17 protein-coding genes are annotated in these 23,367 nt (G+C 74.8%); 14 read left to right on the top strand and 3 right to left on the bottom strand.

What is annotated here, in order from left to right; genetic code table 11:
* Positions 1–89 precede the first annotated feature (89 nt).
* From ACFV4G_RS16635 to ACFV4G_RS16700, 14 genes are read left to right on the top strand one after another with little or no spacing between them, the layout of a single operon-like run.
* The gene (locus ACFV4G_RS16635; protein WP_380440816.1) at positions 90–1,883 is read left to right on the top strand and encodes an ATP-binding protein; all 1,794 of its coding nucleotides are present in this window, start codon (positions 90–92) and stop codon (positions 1,881–1,883) included.
* Positions 1,880–2,164 carry a hypothetical protein gene (locus tag ACFV4G_RS16640; protein WP_380440818.1) on the top strand — a complete coding sequence of 95 codons (285 nt, stop codon included), beginning with the start codon at positions 1,880–1,882 and terminating at the stop codon, positions 2,162–2,164. The genes ACFV4G_RS16635 and ACFV4G_RS16640 overlap by 4 nt, the downstream gene beginning before the upstream one ends.
* Positions 2,154–4,046 (top strand): DUF4157 domain-containing protein, encoded by a 1,893-nt coding sequence (locus tag ACFV4G_RS16645; protein ID WP_380440820.1) that lies wholly within the window; start codon positions 2,154–2,156, stop codon positions 4,044–4,046. The genes ACFV4G_RS16640 and ACFV4G_RS16645 overlap by 11 nt, the downstream gene beginning before the upstream one ends.
* Positions 4,043–5,920, top strand: coding sequence for a DUF4157 domain-containing protein (locus tag ACFV4G_RS16650; protein WP_380440822.1), 1,878 nt, complete (start codon positions 4,043–4,045; stop codon positions 5,918–5,920). The genes ACFV4G_RS16645 and ACFV4G_RS16650 overlap by 4 nt, the downstream gene beginning before the upstream one ends.
* A 34-nt stretch (positions 5,921–5,954) precedes the next feature.
* Positions 5,955–6,587: a hypothetical protein gene (locus tag ACFV4G_RS16655; protein ID WP_380440824.1), complete on the top strand. Its 633-nt coding sequence runs from the start codon at positions 5,955–5,957 to the stop codon at positions 6,585–6,587.
* A 57-nt stretch (positions 6,588–6,644) separates the two neighbouring features.
* The gene (locus ACFV4G_RS16660) at positions 6,645–6,980 is read left to right on the top strand and encodes a LysM domain-containing protein (RefSeq protein ID WP_380440826.1); all 336 of its coding nucleotides are present in this window, start codon (positions 6,645–6,647) and stop codon (positions 6,978–6,980) included.
* A complete protein-coding gene (locus tag ACFV4G_RS16665) occupies positions 6,973–8,094 on the top strand; it encodes a hypothetical protein (RefSeq protein WP_380440828.1) in 1,122 nt (373 codons plus the stop codon). Before ACFV4G_RS16660 ends, ACFV4G_RS16665 begins: the two co-directional genes overlap by 8 nt.
* Positions 8,091–8,621 (top strand): phage baseplate assembly protein V, encoded by a 531-nt coding sequence (locus tag ACFV4G_RS16670; RefSeq protein ID WP_380440830.1) that lies wholly within the window; start codon positions 8,091–8,093, stop codon positions 8,619–8,621. Before ACFV4G_RS16665 ends, ACFV4G_RS16670 begins: the two co-directional genes overlap by 4 nt.
* A 3-nt stretch (positions 8,622–8,624) precedes the next feature.
* Positions 8,625–8,975, top strand: coding sequence for a hypothetical protein (locus tag ACFV4G_RS16675; protein ID WP_380440832.1), 351 nt, complete (start codon positions 8,625–8,627; stop codon positions 8,973–8,975).
* A gap of 3 nt (positions 8,976–8,978) precedes the next feature.
* Complete coding sequence (locus ACFV4G_RS16680) at positions 8,979–9,341, top strand: GPW/gp25 family protein (RefSeq protein WP_380440834.1); 363 nt, start codon at positions 8,979–8,981, stop codon at positions 9,339–9,341.
* A complete protein-coding gene (locus ACFV4G_RS16685) occupies positions 9,338–12,190 on the top strand; it encodes a putative baseplate assembly protein (RefSeq protein WP_380440836.1) in 2,853 nt (950 codons plus the stop codon). Before ACFV4G_RS16680 ends, ACFV4G_RS16685 begins: the two co-directional genes overlap by 4 nt.
* The gene (locus ACFV4G_RS16690; RefSeq protein WP_380440838.1) at positions 12,187–15,495 is read left to right on the top strand and encodes a putative baseplate assembly protein; all 3,309 of its coding nucleotides are present in this window, start codon (positions 12,187–12,189) and stop codon (positions 15,493–15,495) included. The genes ACFV4G_RS16685 and ACFV4G_RS16690 overlap by 4 nt, the downstream gene beginning before the upstream one ends.
* Positions 15,496–15,526: 31 nt before the next feature.
* Complete coding sequence (locus ACFV4G_RS16695; RefSeq protein ID WP_380440840.1) at positions 15,527–17,647, top strand: hypothetical protein; 2,121 nt, start codon at positions 15,527–15,529, stop codon at positions 17,645–17,647.
* Between the two features lie 21 nt (positions 17,648–17,668).
* Positions 17,669–19,042, top strand: coding sequence for a DUF6519 domain-containing protein (locus ACFV4G_RS16700; protein WP_380440841.1), 1,374 nt, complete (start codon positions 17,669–17,671; stop codon positions 19,040–19,042).
* Positions 19,043–19,169: 127 nt separating this feature from the next.
* Here ACFV4G_RS16700 and ACFV4G_RS16705 read toward each other — a convergent pair whose 3' ends face one another.
* The 3 genes from ACFV4G_RS16705 to ACFV4G_RS16715 all read right to left on the bottom strand — a co-directional run bounded on the left by ACFV4G_RS16705 (position 19,170) and on the right by ACFV4G_RS16715 (position 23,272).
* Positions 19,170–20,849: a protease pro-enzyme activation domain-containing protein gene (locus ACFV4G_RS16705; protein ID WP_380440843.1), complete on the bottom strand. Its 1,680-nt coding sequence runs from the start codon at positions 20,847–20,849 to the stop codon at positions 19,170–19,172.
* Between the two features lie 197 nt (positions 20,850–21,046).
* Complete coding sequence (locus tag ACFV4G_RS16710; RefSeq protein WP_380440845.1) at positions 21,047–21,790, bottom strand: BTAD domain-containing putative transcriptional regulator; 744 nt, start codon at positions 21,788–21,790, stop codon at positions 21,047–21,049.
* 102 nt (positions 21,791–21,892) lie between these two features.
* Positions 21,893–23,272, bottom strand: a complete 1,380-nt coding sequence (locus ACFV4G_RS16715) for a DUF2254 domain-containing protein (protein ID WP_380440847.1) — start codon at positions 23,270–23,272, stop codon at positions 21,893–21,895.
* Positions 23,273–23,367: the final 95 nt, after the last annotated feature.

The following is a 23,367-nucleotide window of genomic DNA, read 5'->3' on the forward strand; positions in this document are numbered from 1 at the left end:
CGGAACCCCCGCGCACCCGGGGGTTCCGCCGCGCCGCGGCCACTCCGGCCGTGACGAAAGTGACCGACCGTCAACTCTCGTCGGCCGCAATGAAGATCAGCGACGCCGAGGCCGTCGCCACCCCACCCCTCGCCGAACTCGCCGGCCGCCTCGGCCTCACCCGCTTCGAGCGCGACACCCTGTTCCTGTGCGCGGCCGTCGAACTGGACCCCTCCATCACCCGCCTCTACGCCCTCGCCCAGGGCGACGAACGCCTCACCCACCCCACCTTCGGCCTCGCCCTCGCCGTCCTCCCCGACCCCGCGTGGGACGTCGTCTCCCCGCAAGGCGGCCTGCGCTACTGGCAGTTGGTCGAGATCGCCCGCCCGCCCGGACAGAGCCTGGTCGGCAGCGTCCTGCGCGCGGACGAGCGGGTCGTCAACCACCTCAAGGGCCTGAACGACCTCGACGACCGCCTCACCCCGCTCGTCGAGCGCTTCCGCCCCGGCTCCCCCGCCGACCTGCCGCCCTCCCAGCAGGCCGTCGCCGACGAGATCGCCCGCACCTGGCGGCGGCCCGGCGCACCCGTCGTCCAGCTCGTCGGCGCCGACGCCCCCGGCAAGCGGCTCGTCGCCGCCCGCGCCGCCGCCGAGAGCGGACTGCTCGTCTGCCGCCTGCCCGCCGCGCTGCTGCCCGCCGAACCCGCCGCACTCGACCACTTCGCCCGGCTCTGGCGCCGCGAGGCCGCCCTCCTGCCGCTCGCGCTCTACCTCGACGCCGAGGACACCGACCCCGCGGACCCGCTGCCCGAACGCTTCCTCGCCCGGGCCGGCGGCGCCCGTCTGCTCGCCGCCCGCGAGGGCCGCCCCGACCCGGACGGCGAGGCACTGCTCCTCGACGTCGCGCCGCCGACCCCGGCCGAACGGGCCCGCGCCTGGCGGGACTTCTACGGCCCGGTGCCCGAAACGGACGCGCTCGCCGCGCAGTTCGGGCTGGAGCTGCCCGCCATCCGCGCGGCCGCCGCCGTCGCCGACGGGGACCCGGCGGCCGCCTGGCGGGCCTGCCGGATCCGCACCCGGCCCCGCCTGGACTCCCTCGCCCAGCGCCTCGAACCCAAGGTCACCTGGGACGACATCGTGCTGCCCGAGGCCGGCCGGCGCGCGCTGGAGCGGATCGCCGACCAGGTGGCGCACCGCACCACGATCTACGAGACCTGGGGCTTCGGGGAGCGCATCACCCGGGGCCTCGGCGTGGCCGCGCTGTTCGCCGGCCCGAGCGGCTCCGGCAAGACGATGGCCGCCGAGGTGCTCGCCCACCACCTGCGCCTCGACCTGTACCGGATCGACCTGTCCGCCGTCGTCAGCAAGTACGTCGGGGAGACGGAGAAGAACCTGCGCCGCCTGTTCGACGCGGCCGAGGACGGCGGCGCGATCCTGTTCTTCGACGAGGCGGACGCGCTGTTCGGCAAGCGCAGCGAGGTGCGGGACGCGCACGACCGCTACGCCAACATCGAGGTCAACTACCTGCTCCAGCGCATGGAGGCCTACCGGGGCCTCGCCGTGCTGGCCACCAACCTCCGCTCGGCGCTGGACGGCGCGTTCCTGCGGCGGCTGCGGTTCGTCGTCGAGTTCGAGTTCCCCGGCCCCGAGCAGCGCCAGGCGATCTGGGCGAAGGCGTTCCCGGACCCGGCCCCGCGGGGCGGTCTCGACCTCGACCGGCTCGCCCGGCTCCAGGCGAGCGGCGGCATGATCCGCAACATCGCCGTCAACGCCGCCTTCCTGGCCGCCGCCGCGGGCACGCCGATCACCATGCCGCACGTCCTGTCGGCCGCCCGCAGCGAGTTCGAGAAGCTCGAACTGCCCATGACCGAACGGGACTTCGCCTGGGAAGGAGAGCGGCCGTGACGATCGAGCTGCACATCGACCACCTTGTTCTCGACGGCCTGGACGGCCTGGACGACTTGGACGGTCTGGACGGCCCGGACGGCTCGCGCGGCGCCACGGAGGCGATCGCCGCCGCCCTGCGCACCGAGCTCGCCCGCCTCCTCTCCTCCGCCCCGGCGGCGACGTGGCGCCCCGCCCGGGCCGGCGTGCTGCACGGTCCCGAGGTGACCGTCGGCGGCGCCGAGTCGACCGGACGCGAGCTCGCCGGATCCGTCTTCCGGGCGGTGCGCGATGGGCGCTGAACACGTCCACCGTCCGGCCGACCGGGCCTGCGGGAAGGCCGAGAACGCCGGCGCGCCCCTGCCCGCGCCCACCGCCGAGCGGATGGGCGCCGCCCTCGGCCAGGACTTCAGCGAGGTCCGTGTCCACACCGGCGCCGACGCCGACCGGGCGGCCCGCGGGGCCGACGCTCAGGCGTTCACCGTCGGCCACGACGTCGTGTTCGCCGACGGCGGCTTCGCCCCGGGCACCGAGCACGGCGACCGGCTCCTCGCCCACGAACTCGGCCACGTCGTCGAGCAGCGCACCACCGGCCCCCGGCTCGCCCGCCAGCCCGCCGGGCAGCCGGTCGCCCCGCCGGAGACCGACCGGGGGCTCTTCGTCGACGAGGCGACCCGGTTCCTGCGCGGCGCCGCCGAGTACTACGGCCTCTCCGGCCCGCCGGGCCCCGGCGGTGGGCCGCTGGTGCGGGTCCAGCCCGCCGCCGTCCCCGGCCGGCTGAAGGACTTCCTGCGGATCCGCGACGACGCCTCGACCGCGATCACCGCGGTGCTGGGCGGCGACCCGACGCGCAGCGGCACCCTCCGCAGGGCCTACGCCGACGCCGTCCGCACCCTGCTCACCGCGGCGGCCGCCGCCTCCCCCGGCACGACCACCGACGCGCTCTACCTCCGACACCAGCGGCTCATCCACGCCTGGGGCTGGCCCGAGACCCGCCTCGACCCGCAGCGGAACGTCCTCCTGGACACCCTGCCCGCCGCCGAACGGGCCCGGATCCGCGTCACCACCGACGACGTGACACTCGCGGGGATCGCCACGGTCTTCGGCCCCAACCCGCCCGTCCGCCCGCTGCCGCCGGACACCACCGTGACGCTCGCACCCACCATCCCCGCCGGACAGCGGACGGGCCTCGCCAACCTGGCCCGCTACCTCGTCACCGACGCCCCGCCGCTCCTCGCGCCGAACCGGAGCACCACGCTGCGCCTCGACCTCACCGCCCAGGGCGGCGGCCGGGGCACGTACCGGTTCACCGAGGTCGAGCACCCCGGCCCGCCCGTCCGGCGCGAGGTGCTGGTGGAGCACCTCGCGACCCTCGGGCCGGAGCGCGACCAGGGCCAACCGCGGCCGGGTGACAACGAGTTGTTCACCCGGCACCGGTTCGTCCGCGGCACCGCCTGGACCGACGGCGAGTACGCCCAGCTCCTCGGCGCGCTGGCCGCCGTCCCCGACGGCGTCCTCGGCCGGATCGAGCAGATCACGTTCATCCGCGTGGCCTCCCTGTCCTCGGGACACGACGCCGAGTACTCGCTCGCGGACCACACCGTGTCCGTCGCCGACAGCGCCTTCCAGGGACGGGCCGGCTCCCTGCGCGCCTTCCAGGGCCCGGACCAGCCGGGGAGCGGCTTCCAGCGGCTGATCGCGCACGAGCTCGGGCACGCGTACGACTGGGCGGCCCTGCGCACCGCGCAGACCGCCGCCGCCCAGGCCACCACGGCGCGCAACACCTTCCTCCAGCAGAACGGGCGGCCCCGGCGCGGCGGACAGTTCTCCATCCCGCCCGGCCAGACCGCCGCCTGGGACCGGGTCCGGCACGCCGACGACGACGCCCGGGCCGCCGTCGGCACGGCGCGCGGCGGGTCCGGCGCCCGCTTCGTCCGCGACCTGCGCACCGGGACGAACACCCTCACCGACGCCCTCCCCACGGGCGAGGCCGCCGCCTTCCGCACCGCCGCCGCCCAGGACGGCGACACCCGGATCACCACCTACGCCGACCGCAACTGGCGCGAGTTCTACGCGGAGTCCTTCGCCCTCTACCTCACCGACCCGGAGACCTTCCAGCGCCTGCGCCCCCACCTGTACCAGCACTTCGCCGACCGCCTGCCCGCCCCGGGGAGGCAGCCGTGACCGCCCGCGAAGTCGCCGAACCCGCCGACCGCACGCCCGTCCTCAGGCGCTGCGCCCACGAGTCCGACGAGACCCGGCTGCGCCGCGCCACCACCGCCACCGCCACCGCCACCGCCACCGGCACCGGCACCGGCACCGGGCCCACGCACGCGCCGCAGGCCGTCCACGACGTCCTCGACACGCCCGGCGTCCCGCTCGACCCGGGGGCCCGCGCCGTGCTGGAGCCGCGCTTCGGGCGGGACTTCAGCCAGGTGCGCGTCCACGCCGACGCCGCCGCCGGCGCGTCCGCCCGGGCCGTCGGCGCCCGCGCCTACACCGTCGGGCAGGACATCGTGTTCGGCGCCGGCCGCTACGCACCGGGCACCGCCGAGGGGCGGCGGCTGCTCGCCCACGAGCTGGCGCACGTCGTGCAACAGAGCACCGCCGGCCCGGCCCTGGCCGCCGCGCCGCTCGCCGTCGGCACCGTCGACGACCCGGCCGAGCACGAGGCCGAGCGCACGGCGGAGCGCGTCACGGCCGGGCACTCGGCCGCACTCGCGCCCGCCCCGGCCGCCCGGGTCGTCCGGCGCGCCCCCACCGGGACGTCGGTCATCGTGGACACCGTCGCGCCCGGCAGCCTCACCAGCCACGGGTTCGTCTTCGACGGCCGGGTGGACCGCGTCCAGTACCGGAACCAGGGCGACGCCGACCGGGCCCGGGCCAACCCCTCGGCCGGCGTGCCGGTCATGGACACCGGCCACGCGCAGGTCCGCTACGACGCGCTCACCCGCCGCCTGACACTGCCGCTCGCGATCGCCTTCCGGGGCGCGACGCCCGCCGAGATCACCGCGGCCGGCGCACTCGTCGACCCCGGCCAGAGCGCCCCGGCCTCCGTCGACCCGAAGCTCGTCGACCGCGTCGCCGCCCAATACCTCGACACCGTCAACACCGCGCTCAACGGCTGGTACGAGGTGGAGACGGAGGGCGGCACCGGGATCTGCGCGGGCCCGCCGATCCCGATCGTCGTCGAGGTGACCAAGGCCACCGGCGGCACGCCCGACTACACCGTGGCCGTGAGCGGCCTGCGCGGCCGCTCCTACGTGTCCCAGGCCACCGGCACGGCCCTGTTCTTCGCGGGCAGCGCGGACCGGCTGACCTACGCCCACGAGGCCACCCACATGGTGCTCGGCCACCCGGACGAGTACCGCGAGACGAACGCGCGGCTGCGCAGGGACCACCCGCTCCAGAAGGGCGACGAGCGCATCCGCGACGACTTCCCGCTGACCGCGAGCCAGTTCGACTACGGGAGCTTCGTCCTCCTCCACGAACGGCACTTCTCGTTCGTCCCGGTCTTCCTGCGCAGCGTGTTCACCCAGCTCGGCCAGCCGCAGTGCCGCCCGGTCCTGCACGCGCGCACCCGTCCGATCGTGCCCGAGATCCGCCTCTCCGGCAGCGTCGGGTACGCCTCCTACGGCCGCGGCGCGCTGGGCGCCACCGTCGGCGCCGACCTCGGGCTGGAGCTCGACCGCACCCGGGAGTGGCAGTTCTTCCTCGGCGCGCACGCCTCCGTCCTGGGCGCGCTGGACTACCGCAGCGCCTCGGCCTTCCTCGCCGGCGCCCGCTTCGGGATCGGCTACCGCAACCGCCCGGCCGCCGGCGGGCTCCAGCTCGGCGGCTACGGGGAGGTGGGCGCGGCCGGCGAGTTCGGCAGCCCGGACGCCCGCCGGACCCTGCCCTTCGTCGGCGGTGGGCTGCGGGCCGGCTACCAGAGCGGCCGCTTCGACGGCGGCAAGGCCGCCGACTTCGGCCTGGACCTCGGCGCCGGGACCCGCCTCGGGGACCCCGACCCGGTGCGCTGGTTCCGGATCGGCGTGGAAGCGGGGATCTCCTTCTGATGAGCGTACCGAGAAGCCCGAAGGAGGTGTCCCCGTGACCGCGTTCCCCGAGGCGTTCAACCCGGTGCGCGGCGGGTTCGTGCTGGTCGACCCCGACCGCGGCACGGTGCAGCGCACGATCCCGTTCCAGTACAACCCGGACACGCTCACCCGCACGCTCACCCCGCAGGGCATCGGCAGCGAGCCCGGCGACCGGCTGGAGGTGCTGCGGCTCAAGGGGCCGGCGCACGAGCAGTTCCGGTTCGACGCCGAGTTCGACGCCGCCGACGCCCCGGAGAAGTACCCGGACGGGCTCCACCCGGTGCTCTCCGCCCTGGAGTTGAGCATGTACCCGACGGTCGAGCAGCTGCGCCACGAGGACGCCCTCGCGCGGGCCGGGCAGATCGAGGTGGCGCCGATGGAGTCGCCGCTGCTGGTCCTGGTGCTCGGTCCCAAGCGGGTGGTGCCGGTGCGGATCACCGAGTTCACCGTCACCGAGGAGTTCTTCGACCAGGCGCTCAACCCGGTGCGGGCGAAGGTCGGGATCGGCGTGCGGGTGCTCACCGTGGACGACCTCGGCCACCAGCACCACGGCGGGGTGCTCTACCTGACCTACCAGGGCCGCAAGGAGGGCTTCGCGCAGTCCGTCCGCAATCCGGTCTCCGACGTCGGCACGCCGCGCGTCTGACGATCCCGCGCGTCCGACCGACCCCACGCGTCCGACCGACCCCACGAGGAGACAGCCGTGTTCGCCCTCACCAGCCGCTACCGCGCCCTGCCGACCGCCACCCACCGCCTGCCGGACGGGCGGACGGTGACGTACGTCCGGCGGCGCTTCCTGCCGCACCCGGAGGACCTCACCCTCCTGCGCGAACACGTCGTCGCCGCGGGCGAGCGGGCGGACCGGATCGCCTTCGCCGAACTGGGCGACGCCGAGCTCGCCTGGCAGCTCGCGGACGCCAACCGGGCCGACGACCCGGACGAACTCGCCGTCACCGGGCGGCGGTTGCGCGTGACACTGCCCGCCGTGCCGGGACCGGGCGCCGCCTCACTGCTCGTCCCCGGAGCGCTCCATGGCTAGGAGCGTCCAACTCCTGCTCCGGATCGGCGACATCGTCACCGCGCCCGCGCCGCAGCCGCTCATGGACGCGCTGCAGTCCGTGCAGGTGACGTCGAGCGCCGGGGCCCGCAGCGGCTTCCAGCTCACCTTCGCCGTCAGCAAGAAGTCCGTCATCACCCGGACGCTGCTGCCGGCCGGCCTGCTCGACCCGCCCGCCCGGGTGGTGATCGCCGCGATCGTCGCCGGTTCCACCGAGGTGCTGATGGACGGCGTGATCACCCGGCACGAGCTCAACCCCGGCGACGCGCCCGGCACCGGCACGCTCACCGTCACCGGCGAGGACCTCACCCTCCTCATGGACCTGCGCACCGAGCACGCCTGCTACCCGGCCATGCCGCACAACGTCCGCGCCACGCTCGTCCTGCTCAAGTACGCGCTGTACGGGGTCGTTCCGGTCGCCGTCCCGCCGATCGTCCCCACCGTCCCGAACCCGCTCGACCAGATCCCCGTCCAGTCGTCCACCGACCTCGCGTACCTGCGCAGCCTCGGCCAGGAGGTCGGGTACACCTTCTACCTCGTGCCGGGGCCGGCGCCCGGCACGAGCATCGCCTACTGGGGCCCGGAGGTGCGCATCGGCGTGCCGCAGCCCGCGCTGACCGTCAACTCCGGTGCGGCGGACAACGTCGAGCACCTGTCCTTCTCCTTCGACGGGCTCGCGCGCACGCAGTACACCGTCCGCATCACCGAACCCACCACCAAGATCGGCATCTCGGTGCCGATCCCCAGCCTCAGCCTCCTCAAGCCGCCGCTCGCCGCCCGCCCGGCCGTCGCCCTGCGCGAGGAACCGCTCGTCAAGGTCACCGACCGCTCGCTCACCGACGCGATGCTGCGCGCCGTCAGCGTCACGTCCCAGGCCGCCGACGCCGTGTCCGGACAGGGCAAGCTCGACGTCCTGCGCTACGGCCGCGTGCTCGCCGCGCGCGGCCTCGTCGGCGTGCGCGGCGCGGGCCCCGCGTACGACGGCCTGTACTACGTCGGCAGCGTCACCCACGACATCAAGCGCGGCGAGTACACCCAGAGCTTCACCCTCGCCCGGGACGGCTTCGTCCCCTTCACCGACCGGGTGGCCCCGTGACCGCGCCCAGCGCCAACCAGCAGCCCGACTTCCGCGACCTCTACCGCGGCGTCGTCGTCTCCAACTTCGACCCGCTGCAGAAGAACCGCGTCATGGTCCGGGTCGACGACGTCCTGGGCAACGACCCGTGCATCTGGGCCGTCCCGCAGTACGCGACCGCCGGGATGCACGTCGTGCCGGCCGTGCAGTCCGGCGTGTGGGTCAAGTTCGAGGACGGCGACGTCAACCGGGCCGTGTGGACCGGGTTCTGGCGCGGCGGGACGATCGAGCAGCCGCCGGTCGCCGCGCTCGTGCCGCCCGAGGTGCCGCAGGTCGTGCTCAGCACCCCGGGCGGCTCCTACGTGCTGCTCACCGACGCCACCGAGCCCACCGGCGGCATCCGGCTCCAACTGCACGGCGCCGCAGGGCCGTACATCAAGCTCAGCGAGGCCGGGATCGAACTCTCCTGCGGGCCCGGCCTCGCGAGCATCCGCCTCGCCGGCACCTCCGTGATCATCAACAACGGCACGCTCGTCGTACCGCAATAGCGCTTGGGGGACCACATGCCCGGCCTCGCCCTCCACACCGGAGCGACCATGACCTGCCCGCACGGCGGCACCGTGACCATCCTGCCCGCCGGGCCGCCCGGGGCGCTGGTCCAGGGGATGCCGGTCGCGACCAGCGCCGGCCGGCTCGTGATCGCGGGCTGCGCCGTGACGCCGCCGTGCGCGACCGTGCAGTGGGCGAACGTGTCCTCCGTGCTCGTCAACGGCGCGCCACTGCTGGTGCAGGCGCCGCCGCCGACCCCGCCGCCCGTGCCCGGCGGCGGGGTGTGCATCGGGTCGCCGACTCCCGCTCCTCCGCTGGTCCTTGCGATGCAGACCCTCGTCACGGGGCTGTGAGCCATGGACCCGGCCTTCCCCTTCCGCATCGACGGCCGCGGCCGCACCGCCGAGGCCGCCTACCCGGACCACGTGCGCGACATGATCGAGCAACTCCTGTTCACCACCCCCGGCGAGCGCGTCAACCGCCCCGACTTCGGCTGCGGCCTGCTCGACCTCGTCTTCGAGCCCGACAGCGTCGAACTCGCCGCCGCCCTCCAGGTCTCCGCCGAGGGTGCCCTGCACCGCTGGCTCGGCGACGTCATCGTCGTCGACTCGCTCCGGGTGACGGCCGAGGAGAGCACCCTGCGCATCGAGCTGCGCTACCTGCTCATCGCCACCGGCGAGGTCCGCACCGACGTCCTCGAAGGGAGCGTGGCACGGTGACGTGTTCGGACGAGCGGCGGCGCGCCAAGCTGCGCACCTCCGACCTCAACGGCATCGACAGCGTGGACGTCCTCGACGACGCCCTCGTCGTCGTCCTCTTCGGCAAGGCGCCCGCGGGCCTCACTCCCGCCAACTTCCGCATCGACGGCGGCGAGCGGATCACCGGCATCACCGTCACGGCGGTGCGCCGGGAGGCCGACGCGGAACGGGAGTTGGCCGACCGGCTGGTCCTCTCCGTCGACCGGCCCGGCGATCTCTCCGCCTACCGCCTGAGCGTCGTCCGCGCCGACCCGCACGGGCGGCCGAGCACCGACCCGTACCCCGGATTCGACTCCCGGTACGCGAGCGCCGCGTTCACCTTCCGGCCCGAGTGCGCGACGCTCGACTGCGCCCCCGCCGACACCTGCACGCCCGCGCCCCCGCCCGCGCCCGAGATCGACTACCTCGCCAAGGACTACGCGAGCTTCCGCCAACTCCTGCTCGACCGGCTCTCGTTGACCATGCCCGCCTGGACCGAGCGGCACGTCCCCGACCTCGCCATCACCCTCGTCGAACTCCTCGCCTACGAGGCCGACCGCCTCGGCTACCGCCAGGACGCCGCCGCCACCGAGGCCTACCTCGACACCGCCCGCCACCGCGTCTCCGTGCGCCGCCACGCCCGGCTCGTCGACTACGCCATGCACGACGGCTGCGCCGCCCGCGCCTGGGTCTGCCTGGAGACCGGCGAGGAACTCACCCTGCCCGCCGGGGACTTCCGCTTCCTCACGCTCGCCCCCACCGTCCTGCCCGAGCTCGGCCCCGCCCTGCTCGCCACCGACCTCCAGCAGCGCCGCCACCTGCCGCCGTACCAGGTCTTCGAACCCGTCCACGCCGAACCCGTGCCGCTGCGCCCCGCCCACAACCTGATCCACGTGTGGACGTGGGGCGACGCCGAGTGCTGCCTCCCGGCCGGTGCCACCTCGGCCTCCCTCGCCGACGGTTCACCGGACCGCCGGGCCCTGTGCCTGCGCCCCGGCGACGTCCTGGTCTTCGAGGAGGTCCTCGGCGCCAGGACGGGCGCCCCCGCCGACGCCGACCGCACCCACCGCCAGGCCGTCCGCCTCGTCTCCGTCACCGAGGACCTCGACCGGCTCTACGACCAGCCCCTCCTGAACGTCACCTGGGCCCACGAGGACGCGCTGGCCTTCCCGCTCTGCGTCAGCGCGCGCGGCGGCCCCGACTGCACGGACCTGGAGGTCGGCGTCGCGCGCGGCAACACCGTGCTCGTCGAGCACGGCGCGAGCATCGACTGGTGCCACCAGCCGGCGGAGCCGATCGACGTGCCGGTCGCGCCGGCGCAGGAACCCGGTTGTCCTTCGTGCTGCGCAGACGACACCGTCGGCCGGCCGGCCTACCCGCCGCTGCCCGTCCGCTTCTCCCCCGCGCTGCGCCTGCTCCCCGTGACGCAGAGCGCCCCCTTCCCCACCGACCCCGTCATCGCCGCCGCCCAGGCCGCGCGCCTCCTCGGCCTGCCCGACCGCGCCGGGCAGCGCCTCACCGCCATCTGGCACCGCCTGTCCCCGCACGACGGCACGCTCACTCCGGCCGAACGCGCCTACCTGGTCGTGCTGTTCGGCGAGGCCGTCCTCCAGCGCCTCGGTGCCGACGACCACCCGCGCGAGGCGCTGCGCACCCTGCTCGCCCGCTTCGACGACCTCCTCGCGGCCAAGCTCGCCCGCCTGCGCGAGCTCGTCCGCCGGGCGAGGGCCGGCCAGGTGCTCCGGCACGACGCCGAGGGCTGGGAGCTCGGGCAGAGCTGGGGCGAGGACGAGGCCGCGCACCTCCGCGAGGACGACCCCGCGTTCCGCGGCCCGGCCGCGCTCGCCACCGCCCCCGACCCCCGCGCCGCGCTGCCCGCCGTCTGCCTCACCGACCAGGACGGCCAGGACTGGCACCCCCGCCGCGACCTGCTGGACAGCGGCCCGGCGGACCGCGACTTCGTCGGCGAGACGGACGACGACGGCGTCCTGCGGCTGCGCTTCGGCGACGGCCTGAACGGCGCGGCGTTCCCCCTCGCCGATGCCCCCGGCGCGCAGTGCACCGCCCGCTACCGCGTCGGCAACGGCACACCCGGCAACGTCGGCCCCGAGGCGATCAGCCGGATCGTCCTCCGCGCCACCCACCAGCACGGCATCCGCGCAGTCCGCAACCCGCTGCCCGCCGCCGGCGGCGTCGATCCCGAGCCCGTCGACGACGTCCGCCGCCTCGCGCCGGTCGTGCCGACCACCCGGCTCCTGCGCGCGATCACCGCCGACGACTACGCGGCGCTGGCCGCCGCCGTCCCGGGCGTCCGCCGGGCGGCGGCGGACCTCCGCTGGACGGGCAGCTGGTACGAGGCGCAGGTGGCCGTCGAGGCCTTCGGCACCGAGACGGCCCCCGGCGCGCTGCTCGACGCCGTCCGGGCGGCGCTGTTCCGCTACCGCCGGATCGGCCACGACCTCGCGGAGTTCACCGCGACGCTCGTTCCGCTCGACGTCGCGCTCCACGTGCGGGTCGAGCCCGGCCACGTCGCCGGGCACGTCCGCGCCGGGCTGCTGGCCGCCTTCGCCGCGCTCTTCGCCCCGGACGCGCTCGTCTTCGGCGACCCCGTCCGGGTCAGCCGGCTGGTGGCAGCGGCGGCGGCCGTCCCCGGCGTGCAGCACGCCGAAGTCACCCGCCTGCACCGCCTGTTCGCCGATCCGGCCGACCGCGGCGACGCGCTCACCAGCGGGGTGCTGCCGATCGGTCCGCTGGAGGTCGCGCAGCTCGACAACGACCCGTCCCGGCCCGAACACGGCCGGCTCGCACTCGACTTGGAGGGCGGCCGATGACCTGTACGTCCGGCTCCTGCGCCGACACCTGCTGCACGGGCGGCACCTGCTGTACAGGCGTGGAGGCCGTCACGCCGACGCCCGTCTTCAACCCGCCCGGGCAGCCTGCGCTCGCCTACCGCGCGGGCACCTACGCGACCTTCCGCGCGTCCATGCTCGCCCGGCTCTCCAGCCGCCGCGCCCTCGACCCGCTCACCACCCGCGAACCGGACGACCCCGCGATCGCCCTGCTCGACTGCTGGGCGGTGGTCGGCGAGGTGCTCACCTTCTACCAGGAGCGCATCGCCGACGAGGGCTACCTGCGCACCGCCACCGAGCCGGAGTCCCTCGACCACCTCGGCCTGCTCGCCGGCCACCGCCCCCGCCCGCCGCTCGGGTCGAGCACCCACCTCGCGTACACGCTCGACCCGGGGGCGCACACCCTCGTCCCGGCCGGGTCCGGGGTGAAGAGCCAGGCGGCGGCCGGGCAGCTGCCGCAGACCTTCGAGACGAGCGAGGACCTCGTCGCCCGCGCCGAGTGGAACACCCTGGCCGTCCGCCTCGCCGACCCGCCGGACATCACGCGCGAGAACATCGACTCGGCGCTCGTCACCTTCGCCGTGGACGGGACGACCGCCAACCTCCGCAAGGGGGACCGGCTGCTGTTCACGTTCGCCCCGACCGGCCTCGCCGCCGACGTTCACGCCCGGACGGTCGCCGAGTCCGCCGTCGACTTCACCGCCGGACGGACCCAGGTCACGCTCGTCTCCACCACCACACCGCTCGGCGCGTTCACCGCCGCCGTCGCCGCCCTCGCCGACGCCGTGCGCACCGCCACCGGGGACGCCGTGACCCGCACCGACCCGGTGGCGGCACGCATCGCCAGCGACATCCTCACCCCGCTGGCGGCCCTGCTCCTGCCCACGCTCACCCCGGCCGGCGCCCTGTTCGAGGTCGCCCCCGAGCTCCAACGGCTCACAGAGGCCGTGGCATTGGCCGCCCGCGGCGCGAGCTGCGCCCTCGCCGACTGGCTCGGGTCCGACTCCACCACCACCCCGAGTGCCGTCGCCACCGTCCGGAGCGACGGCGCCGCCCTGCTCGTCCTCGCCGCCCGACTGGCCCGCCGGACGGACCCCGAGCTCACCGGACTGCGCTCGCTCGCCCGCTCGCTGGTCTGCCCGGTGAGCTGCGAAGCCGACCTCACGGACGGGGGCGACGACTGCCCCGACCCCTACCAGGCCGTCGGGCTGGTCGCGTTGACGCCCGTCCTGCCGGCCCTGCGCCGCCCGCCGTCCCGCCCGCCGACGTCGGCACGCGCCCTGGACACGTCCGTCCGGCAGCTGTTCCGGCCCGACGCGGACGCCCACCTGCGGCTGCTCGCCGCCGCCGACCCCCGGCTCAGCGGGCTGTACGACGCGTGGCGGCGCGAGCGGATCGCCGACCCGCCGCCGCTCGCCGGGCTCGTGGTCCTGCGGGTCCGCGCCGCCGTCGCGCTGGCCCGGCGGAAGACGCCCGCCTCCGACAACCGCGTCGACCAGGTCCTCCTCGACTCCGTCCACGACACGGTCCTCCCCGGGCGCCCGGTCCTCGTCGGCACCGGCGACGGCACGGACACGCTCGTCCTCTTCCCCGACCGCGTCCTGCCCGCCCAGCTCGACGTGACCGACCCGAGCGGCAGGAAGATCGGCGAAGTCACCGTCACCATGCTGGAGTTCGACACCCCGGTCGAGGCGTCGAAGCTCGCCAGGGGCACCCCGCTGTGGGCCCAGGGCGAGCCGCTCACCCCCGTCGGCCCGCCGATCCCCGACGACGTCGGCGCCGCCGCGATCGACCTCGCCCAGTGCTACGACGGCCTCAAGCCCGGCCGCTGGATCGTCGTCTCCGGCGAACGCACCGACGTCCCGCACACCAGCGGCGTGCAGGCCGCCGAACTCGCCATGATCGCCGGCGTCGGCCAGCGGCTGGACCGGACGGTCGACGGCGAGCCGGTGCTCCAGCGCGGCCAGGGCCCGCAGACCCGCCTCCTGCTGGCCAACGACCTCGCCTACACCTACCGCCGGTCCAGCGTCACGGTCTTCGGCAACGTCGTCGCCGCCACCCAGGGCGAGACCCGCGACGACGTCCTCGGCAGCGGCGACGCGAGCGTGCCGGGCCAGGCGTTCCCGCTGCACTTCGTCTCCGACTCCACCCCGCTCACCTGGACCGCCGCCGACAACCCCCTCGGCGCGCAGAACTCCCTCACCCCCCGCGTCAACGGCGTCGCCTGGCACGAGACCCCGGCCCTCGCGCTCAACGGCCCCAACGACCACGCCAACGAACTGCGCGGCGCCACCGTCGCGTTCGGCGACGGCGTGCACGGCGCCCGGCTCCCCACCGGCACGCAGAACGTCACCGCCCGCTACCGCACCGGCGCGGGCGCCTCCGGCAACCTCCCCGCCGGCAAGGTCAACCAGCTCGCCGCCCGCCCGCTCGGAGTCAGCGCCGTCACCAACCCGCTGCCCGCCACCGGCGGCGCCGACGGCGACGGCCCCGACGACGCGCGCACCGTCATCCCGCTGCGGCTGCGGGCGCTCGACCGGCTGGTGTCCGTCCAGGACTACGAGGACTTCACCCGGGCCCGGGCGGGCATCGGCAAGGCGAGCGCCGCCAAGCTGTTCGACGGCACCCGGGAGGTGGTGCACGTGACCGTCGCGGCGGTCGGCGACGCGCCGGTCGACCCGCTGTCCGACCTGTTCACCACGCTCGAACGCTCGCTGGTGGACTTCGGGGACATCGGCGTCCCGGTCCGGGTGGCCGCGCGGGAGCTGCGGCTGATCATTCTGGACGCGGGCGTCAAGGTGCTGCCCGACCACGCGTGGGAGCTCGTGGAACCCGCCGTCCGGGCGGCGCTGGCGGCCCGGTTCGGCTTCGCCGCGCGGACGCTCGGGCGGCCCGCGTACCTGAGCGAGGCGATCGCGACGATCCAGGGCGTCGAGGGCGTGGACTACACGGACGTGCACGTCTTCGCGGACGTACCCGGCGACGTCACCCCGATCCAACTGGCCCAGCTGGCCGCCGGATTGACCACGGCCAACGCCTGCCTCCCGGCACTGCCGGCCCACTTCGAGCAGATCCGGCACCGGATCCTCCGCGGCGACACGCTGACCACGGTCGCCCAGCGGTACGGCCTCGGCATCGCCGAACTCGCCGCGCTCAACCCGGCGTTGGACTCACCCAAGCTCGACATCGGCCGCCACCTCACGGTGTACCGCGGCATCCGCCCCGCACAACTCGCCGTCCTCCCGGCCGACGTCCCCGAGGCCCTCACCCTCCGGAAACTCTCATGACCCTCCACACCCCCACCCCCCGGAGAGTCCCGTGACCGCCGACCGCCTGTACGACCTCCTCCCCGCCGTCGTCCGCACCCGCGACGCCGAACAGGGCCGGCCGCTCCGGGCGTTGATCGGCGTCATCCAGGAGCAGGCCGACGTCATCGAGGCCGACATCGACCAGCTCGCCGACGACTGGTTCATCGAGACCTGCCAGGCCTGGGTCGCCCCCTACCTCGGCGAGCTCGTCGGCTACCGCGTCCTGCCCGGCTCCGCCGAGGCCCTGAGCACCCCGCCCGGCGGCACCCCCACCGAGGCCGCCCGCCGTCTCCTCGCCGCCGTCGCCGGCCGCCGCGACGTCGCCCACACCGTCGCCAACCGCCGCCGCAAGGGCACCCTCGCCCTCCTGGAGCAGCTCGCCGCCGACGTCGCCGCCTGGCCCGCGCACGCCGTCGAGTTCCGCACCCTCCTCGGCCTCACCCAGCCCGTCCGCCTCCTCGGCCGCGACCCCCGCGCCGATCGCCGCCGGCTCGCCCGCGGCCGCACGGCCGACCTCCACGCCGTCGACGAACTGGACCGCCTGGGCGGCCCGTTCGAGCGCACCGCCCGGACCGTCGACGTCCGCCGCATCGACTCGGCCCGCACCCAGGGCCGTTACAACATCCCCGAGGTCGGCCTGTTCCTCTGGCGGCTGCGCCCGTACCCCGTCACCCGCGCGCCCGCCCACTGCGACGACCGCGCCCGCACCCACTTCACCTTCAGCGTGCTCGGCAACAGCGCGCCGCTGATCGTCAGCCCGGTCAACGCCCCCGGGGCGCGCCTCGCCGACGAGAGCGCCGTGCCCGCGTTCATCCGCCGCCGCGCCTTCGCCGAGCGCACCGCGCAGTTCTACGGCCCCGGCAAGAGCCTGTGCGTCTACGTCGGCGACGAGCCCGTGCCCCTGCACCGGATCGTGCCCGCCGACCTCACCGGCTGGCGCCACCACCCCGCCAACGACCAGGTCGCGATCGACCCCGTCCTCGGCCGGATCGCCTTCCCCGCCCGCCACGCACCCACCGAGGGCGTGTGGGTGGACTACCACCACGGCTTCAGCGCCGACCTCGGCGGCGGCGAGTACGTCCGCCCGCTCGGCCTCCGCCGCCCGCCCGCGTTCTACCCGGTCGGCAAGGGCCACCAGCTCACCGGCATCGACGCCGCGCTGCGCCGCTGGCAGGCCGACAAGGCCGCCGACCCGGGCGGCAGGCACGAGGCCGTCATCGAGATCACCGACAACGGGGACTACCTGGAGCACCTCGCCGTCACCCTCGACCCCGGCGACCGCCTCACCATCCGCGCCGCCCAGCGGACCCGGCCGCTCGTACGCGTCCTCGACTGGAGCAGCAACCGCCCCGACGCCCTGCACGTCATCGGCCCCGGCCCTGCGCCCGGCGGGAAGCCCCCGTGCATCACCTTCGACGGCCTCCTCATCGCCGGCCGCGGCCTGCGCGTCTCCGGCGGCGTCGGCGCGGTCACCGTCCGCCACTGCACGCTCGTACCCGGCTGGTCGCTCGACCAGGAGTGCAACCCCGAGCACGTCGAGGAGGCGAGCATCGAACTCGCCGACACCCCGGCCTGCCTCCGGGTCGAGCACAGCATCCTGGGCCCGGTCGTCGTCAACGCCGACGAGGTCCACGCCGAGCCCAACCGCGTCTCGCTGCGCGACAGCGTCCTCGATGCCACCGCCCACGGCCTCGCCGCCCTGTCCGCCCCGGACCGCCGCCCCGCCCACGCCGTCGTCGACCTGCGCCGCACGACCGTCCTCGGCTCGGTCCTCACCCACGCCGTCGGCCTCGTCGAGAACACCATCGTCACGGGCTGCCTGCACGTCGACCACCGCCAGTCCGGCTGCGTCCGCTTCACCCGGCTCGGCCCCGGCTCCCGCACACCCCGCCGGTTCCACTGCGTCGACGGCCCGCCCCTCCCCCGCTTCACCAGCACCCGCTACGGCACCCCCGGCTACGCCCAACTCGCCCAGGACTGCCCCGACGTGATCCGGCGCGGGGCCGACGACGGTTCCGAGATGGGCGCCTTCCACGACCTCTTCCAGCCCCAGCGCGAGGACAACCTGCGGCTGCGCCTGGCCGAGTACACCCCCGCCGGCTGCGACGCCGGCCTCGTGATCGTCACGTGACCGCCCCTTAGGAGCCCGTCCATGCAAGGCGACTTCTCCCGCACCACCTTCGACCCGGGCAAGCACTACTCCGCCGTCCTCACCCAGCAGGGCCGCGTCCAGCTCGACGCCGACCTGAACGAACAGGGCGCCCTCCTCCTGCACCAGCTGCGCACGACGATCGCCGACCTCCTCGGCCCGGCCGTCGCACCCGCCGTCGGCGGCGGCTTCGCGATCGACGCGGTCACGGGCAGGAAGCCCCAGGAGGACCTGAAGATCCCGGCGGGCCGGATCTACGTGGACGGCATCCTGGTCGAGAACGAGCTCGACACCACCTACTGGACCCAGCCGGACCTGCGCCTCGACCCGACCGACCCCACCGCCCAACTCCCCCAGGACAAGCCCTTCGTGGTGTACCTGCGGGTGTGGGAGCGGCTGGTCACCTCCCTCCAGGACCCGGCGATCCGCGAGGTCGCCCTCGGCGACCCCGGACCGGACACGGCGGCCCGCGCGAAGACCGTCTGGCAGGTCGCCGCACTCCCGGTGGCCGCCGCCACGACCGCCGACGCGCTGACCGAGTTCGCCACCCGCCTCGCCGCCTTCCGCCCCACCGGACGGCTGCGCGCCGGTGCCAAGCAGCCGCCGGCCGTCCCCGAGGACCACTGCGCACTGCCGCCGGACAGCCGGTTCCGCGGCCCGGAGAACCAGCTCTACCGCATCGAGGTGCACACCGGCGGCCCCGCCTGGCCCGCCACCGCCGGCCCGAGGTCGCGCCGCGGCTTCCTCCCCGGCGCCACGTTCAAGTGGTCCCGGGAGAACGCCTCCGTGGTGTTCCCGGTCACCGCCCTCCACGGCGCGGTCGCCACCGTCTCGGCGCTCGGCCGGGACGGCAAACTCGGCCTGGAGGTGGGCGACTGGGTCGAACTCGTCGACGACACGACCGCCGGGCACGTCGCCGACGACACCGTCCTCACCGGCCCGCCCCGGCCCGCGCCCCGCCTGCGCCAGGTCCTCGCGATCGACGCCGTCGACCTCCTCGTCACCCTCGACCGGCAGGACGGCGACACCGACTGCGGCCTCGGCCCCCACCCGTTCCTGCGCCGCTGGGACCACCTCGCGGCGGCGGACGACGGCGCGCTCCCCCTGGTCGAGAACACCTGGCTCGACCTGGAGGACGGGGTCCAGGTCCGGTTCCAGCCCGCCCCGGGCGCCAAGACCGGCACCTACCGCCGAGGCGACCACTGGCTGGTCCCCGCCCGCACCGCCATCGGCGACGTCCTGTGGCCCCAAGGCGCCGACGGCCCCGCCGCCCAGGCCCCGACCGGCGTGCAGTACCACTACGCCCCGCTCGCCTACGTCAACGGCGCCACCATCGACGCGTCCCCCCGCAAGACCTTCCGCCCCCTGGGCAGTTGAGCCCTGTCGACCGGCAGTCCCGGACGCACCGGCGAGTGGGCCGGCAGCCGGTCGAGGGCTGTCGGCCCACTCACCTCACAGGGGCCTCGCGGCTCACAGGGCCTTGAGGGTCACAGGGTCTTGAGGGTCACAGGGTCTTGAGGCCGCTCAGCAGGGCCGTGCCGACCGGGCTGCCGAATCCCGTGCAGGCGTCCCAGCCGGGCCCGGCATCGTAGGCGCCGTTGCTGCCCTGGGTGATGTCGCGCAGGATGCCGGTGGAGAGCTTCGTGTAGAGCAGCGGGTTGAGGAAGCCGACCGGTGCGCTGAGGCCCTCGTTGACGCGGCTGAGCAGCGCGGCCCAGAGCGGTGCGGCGGCGCTCGTCCCGCCGATCGGGTAGAGGCCCTGGCCGTCGACGGCCGGGATGACGACGCCGGTCACCAGGTCGGCGTCGGCGGCGACGTCCGGGACACCGCGGCCGGCGCTGTGCGGCGGGTTGGCCGAGTGCGGCACGTGGGCGTCGGACTGCCACGGCGGCACGGGGAACCAGCGGCTCACGCCGCCTCCCGTGGCGAACCCGGGGCCCTGGTCCCAGACCGTCTCGCTGGCGATGCCGCCCGTGTTCGCCACCAGGCTGGTGCCGCCGACACCGAGCACGTGCGGGCTGGACGCCGGGAAGTCGGCGTGGGCCTTCAGGTCGTTCGCGTCGTCCCTGGTGCCGTCGTCGCCGGAGGCGCAGCAGATGCTGATGTTGCGGGCGCCGGCCTGGGCGAAGGCCTGGTCGGCGGAGGTGATGGCCATCCGTGTCCACGCCGAGTTGGCGGAGTCCTCGGGGTTGCCGTAGCTGCAGGAGATCACGGTGGGCTTGTTGACGGTGTCGGTCACGATGGTGTGGATCGCGTCGACCCAGCCCTGCTCGGTGAAGACCGTGAAGTAGACGACGATCTTCGCCCCGGGGGCCAGGCCGCCGACCATCGCGAGGTCGAGCATGATCTCGGGCGTGCTGTCGGCCGGGTCGCTGCCGTCGTCGCTCCCGAGGTCGTTGCCGGGGCCGGCCACCACCACGTCGGTGATGTCCGGCATCGGGTTGCCGAGCACGTTCACGAAGTAGTTGCGCAGGGCGTCGATGCTGTAGCCGCCGGAGGGCCGGCCGGGCTGGGTCATGCCGTTGAAGGCGAGCACGGCGATGCACTGGCCGGCGCCGGTGGTGCCCACGGGGAACGAGTAGTGGCGGCCGAGCTCGGTCGGCAGGAAGGTGCCGGCCGGGATGCGGGCGCCGGCGACGGCCGGGATCGTCGCACGGGCGGCGGTGGCCTGGCGGGTGCGCAGGTCGGCGCCGATCGGGCGGTTGTCCAGGCCGAGGACGCCGGTGACGATCCCGTCGAGTTCGGCGGGTACGTGGACGGCGCCTTCGCGGCCGCGGTAGGTGTGCCACCGGCTGTCGCGGCCCTGGTAGCGGTAGCGGGCCAGGGTCACCTGGAACGCGTTCGAGATCTGTTCCACGGTGCCGGTCAGCTGCACGCTGCGGGCCGGCTCGTTGACCGTGCCGAGCGTCAGCCCGTGGTCGAGGGCGAAGGCCTTGACGGCGGTGATGTCGGCCGGGGCGGCCCGGTAGGCCCGGTCGACCTCGCCGTGGTCGGCGGGCTTGCGCTTGGCCGGTGGTGTGAGCGCGAATTCGAGGAGGTCGGGCGGGGCCGGCGCGGCCGGGTCGCGGCGCAAGTAGACGGTGACGGTGAGTGGTTCGGAGAGGTTGGCCGGGCCGACGACACTGGCCCCGGCGCGCGGGGTGCGGTCACTGTCCGGGATGGGGAGGTACGGGCTGCGCGGCATGATCGCCTCCAGATGCTTCCACACGGAGCTCTGTACGTGTATCGCGCATATGTACTTTGTATACCCAGCTTCATCCTCGCCCGCAGCAGGCGTCAAGCGTTCCGGCCAGGGAGTCCGGCCGGGATAGGCCGGATGTTTACCCCGTATCCCTACCGTGCATTTTCCCGCCCCGCGCCCCCGGTGCGGGCCCGGCAGGATCAGCGGAGCCGGGCGCGCGCGATCCCGTCGTCCGCGCCCGGGGCCGCCTGCACCGCCGCGTCCAGCAGGCGCCGCATCCCCGGGGAGGGGTTCACCCCCAACTCCCTTTGGAGCAACAGGCGGTAGGCGTGGTAGGTGTGGATCGCCTCGCTGTAGTTGCCCTCGGCGAGGTGGATCTCCAGCAGCAGCCGGTGCGGACTCTCCCGCAGGGGCTCGGCGCGCAGCGCGGCGTGGACGGCTTCGAGGGCGGCGGCGTAGTCGCCGGCGCGGAGGTCGCGCAGGGCGAGCTTCTCCATGGTGTGGAGGTAGAGCTGGCGCAGCCGTTCGCGCTCCAGCAGCACCCAGTCGTCGTACCAGCCGGGCAGGAGCTCGCGCGGGCCGCCGGCGAGCAGTACGCGCGGGTCGCCCGTCCCGGACTCTCCGATGCCGCCGAGCAGTTCGTCGACGTCGAGGCGCACCGAAGCGTGCAGCCGCAGCGTCTCGCCGGCGGCGGCGAGCACCGGGGCGGCGAGCACGGGCGCGCCGGACTGCTGGAGGCGCCACAGCGCCGTCCGCAGCCGGCCGGAGGCCTTGGCCTCGTCGGACTCCGGCCACAGCGTGCCGGCCACGAGGGCGCGGTGGGCCTCGCGGCGCAGGGCGACGAAGGCGAGGAGGCGTTGGAGCGTCCTGGTCAGGTGGACGGGTTTCGCCCCGCAGTCGAGCGCGAAGCCGTCGAGCAGCCTCAGCCGAGCGGAAACAGCCATACACCCGCCCCCTCATGCCCTCATGGATGTCCGCGTACGATCATGCCCCGCTGCGGCGCCCTCACCCCGAACGTCACGAATTCACCCTTTCGAGCGATTCCGTCACTCCGGGCTGACGTCGGGCCCGCGCCGGGCCCGCGCCTCGCCGTACGCGGCCAGGACCCCGAGGTAGCGGCGGCGGACGTCGTCCCGGTCGGTGGCCTCGGCCACCGACTCCTGGTTGAGGCGTTCGATCATCTCGGCCTGGGCGATGAGCACCCGGCACTGCTGCTCGGTCCTGGTCTCGGTCATGATCTCGGCGAGCGCGTCGAGCTGGCGGATCAGGACGGCCGGCATGCCGGGGGCGGCCTGGCGGATCTTCTCGAAGCTCCGCTGCACGAGCCGCTCGTAGCTGACGGGGACGGTCATCACCCGGATGTAGCCGTCCTCGTCCCGGTGGACGGGGTTCGGGCTCCAGTGGGCGGCGATCCGGCACAGGCCCTCGCCGAGCCAGTCGATGCAGGTCAGGGCCGTGAAGGTGTCGTTGACGGCGGTGGACAGCGCCCGGATGGCGATCTCCACGAGCTGGTCGACGGCGAAGGCGATGTCCTGGGCGAGGGTGCGGGTCGAGCCGGTGATGTGGGCGCGGGCGAAGCTGCGGGCCACCTCGGGCGCCGCCTCGGCGGGCCAGACGGTGGCGAGCTGGTGCCCCTGCACGAGGAAGTGCCCGGGCCGGTGGTCCAGCCGGATGACGGCGTCCAGTCCGGCCGCCATCCGCACGAGCGTACGGTGCCGGACGAACTGGAGGTACCCGCTGGCGGGCGCCGGGACGGCGGCCCCCGAGGTGTCCAGCCGGACGTTCAGCTCCTCGACCGTCGGCCCCTTCGCCGCGACCCCCGCCGCCGGCCCCGGCCCGCCCGCACTCGCCTCGATGGCCTCGGACAGCTCCGTCGCGATGCTGGCGATCACCCGGGGCAGCTGGATCGACGTGGCGATGTGGTGGATGAAGAAGATCAGCACGGCGAGGTCCGCCATGACGAGCACCATGCACACGGTGATCGACAGGTGCGGCACGAAGTCCCCGTGCGTCCCGGGCCCGATGACGACGAGCGCGAGGATCGCGTACACGAACGTCCCGACGAAGGTCCCGAGGGTGAGCTGCGTGGTCCGGTCCCGGATGAAGGTGCGCAGCATGCGCGGCCCGAACTGGGTGGAGGCCAGCGTCAGCGTCACGATCATGATGGAGAACACCACGCCGACGACGGTGATCAGGGCGGCCGCGATGGCCGCGAGGATCTGCCGCGCCGCGTCCGCGGTCCCGCTGATCACCCAGGTGGGAAGCCCCAGGTCCCCCCGGTAGGCGGCCTTGTCCAGCGCGAGCGTGACCACGAACAGCACCCCGGCGAGGCCGACCTCCAGGATCGGCACGACCCACAGGTTCGTCCGCAGGGCCTCCCGCCGCCACTGCGCCTCCAGGTGGACGCCGCGGATCACCTCGCCCACCTCCCGACACCCGGCCCAGCGGAACATTTCCACCCTAAAGTGAACGGACCGGGAGCACAGCGCCGAGGCCGCCCCGGAGCTCACGCCCCGGGCGG

The sequence above is a fragment of the Kitasatospora sp. NPDC059747 genome, assembly GCF_042732955.1.
GTDB lineage: Bacteria > Actinomycetota > Actinomycetes > Streptomycetales > Streptomycetaceae > Kitasatospora.

Bases quoted from the DNA above. Each gene is read 5' to 3' on its own strand.
- ACFV4G_RS16705 (WP_380440843.1), bottom strand. From the start codon at position 20,849: ATGCCGCGCAGCCCGTACCTCCCCATCCCGGACAGTGACCGCACCCCG.
- ACFV4G_RS16665 (WP_380440828.1), top strand. From the start codon at position 6,973: ATGGCTAGGAGCGTCCAACTCCTGCTCCGGATCGGCGACATCGTCACC.
- ACFV4G_RS16700 (WP_380440841.1), top strand. From the start codon at position 17,669: ATGCAAGGCGACTTCTCCCGCACCACCTTCGACCCGGGCAAGCACTAC.
- ACFV4G_RS16690 (WP_380440838.1), top strand. From the start codon at position 12,187: ATGACCTGTACGTCCGGCTCCTGCGCCGACACCTGCTGCACGGGCGGC.
- ACFV4G_RS16645 (WP_380440820.1), top strand. From the start codon at position 2,154: ATGGGCGCTGAACACGTCCACCGTCCGGCCGACCGGGCCTGCGGGAAG.
- ACFV4G_RS16680 (WP_380440834.1), top strand. From the start codon at position 8,979: ATGGACCCGGCCTTCCCCTTCCGCATCGACGGCCGCGGCCGCACCGCC.
- ACFV4G_RS16635 (WP_380440816.1), top strand. From the start codon at position 90: ATGAAGATCAGCGACGCCGAGGCCGTCGCCACCCCACCCCTCGCCGAA.
- ACFV4G_RS16710 (WP_380440845.1), bottom strand. From the start codon at position 21,790: ATGGCTGTTTCCGCTCGGCTGAGGCTGCTCGACGGCTTCGCGCTCGAC.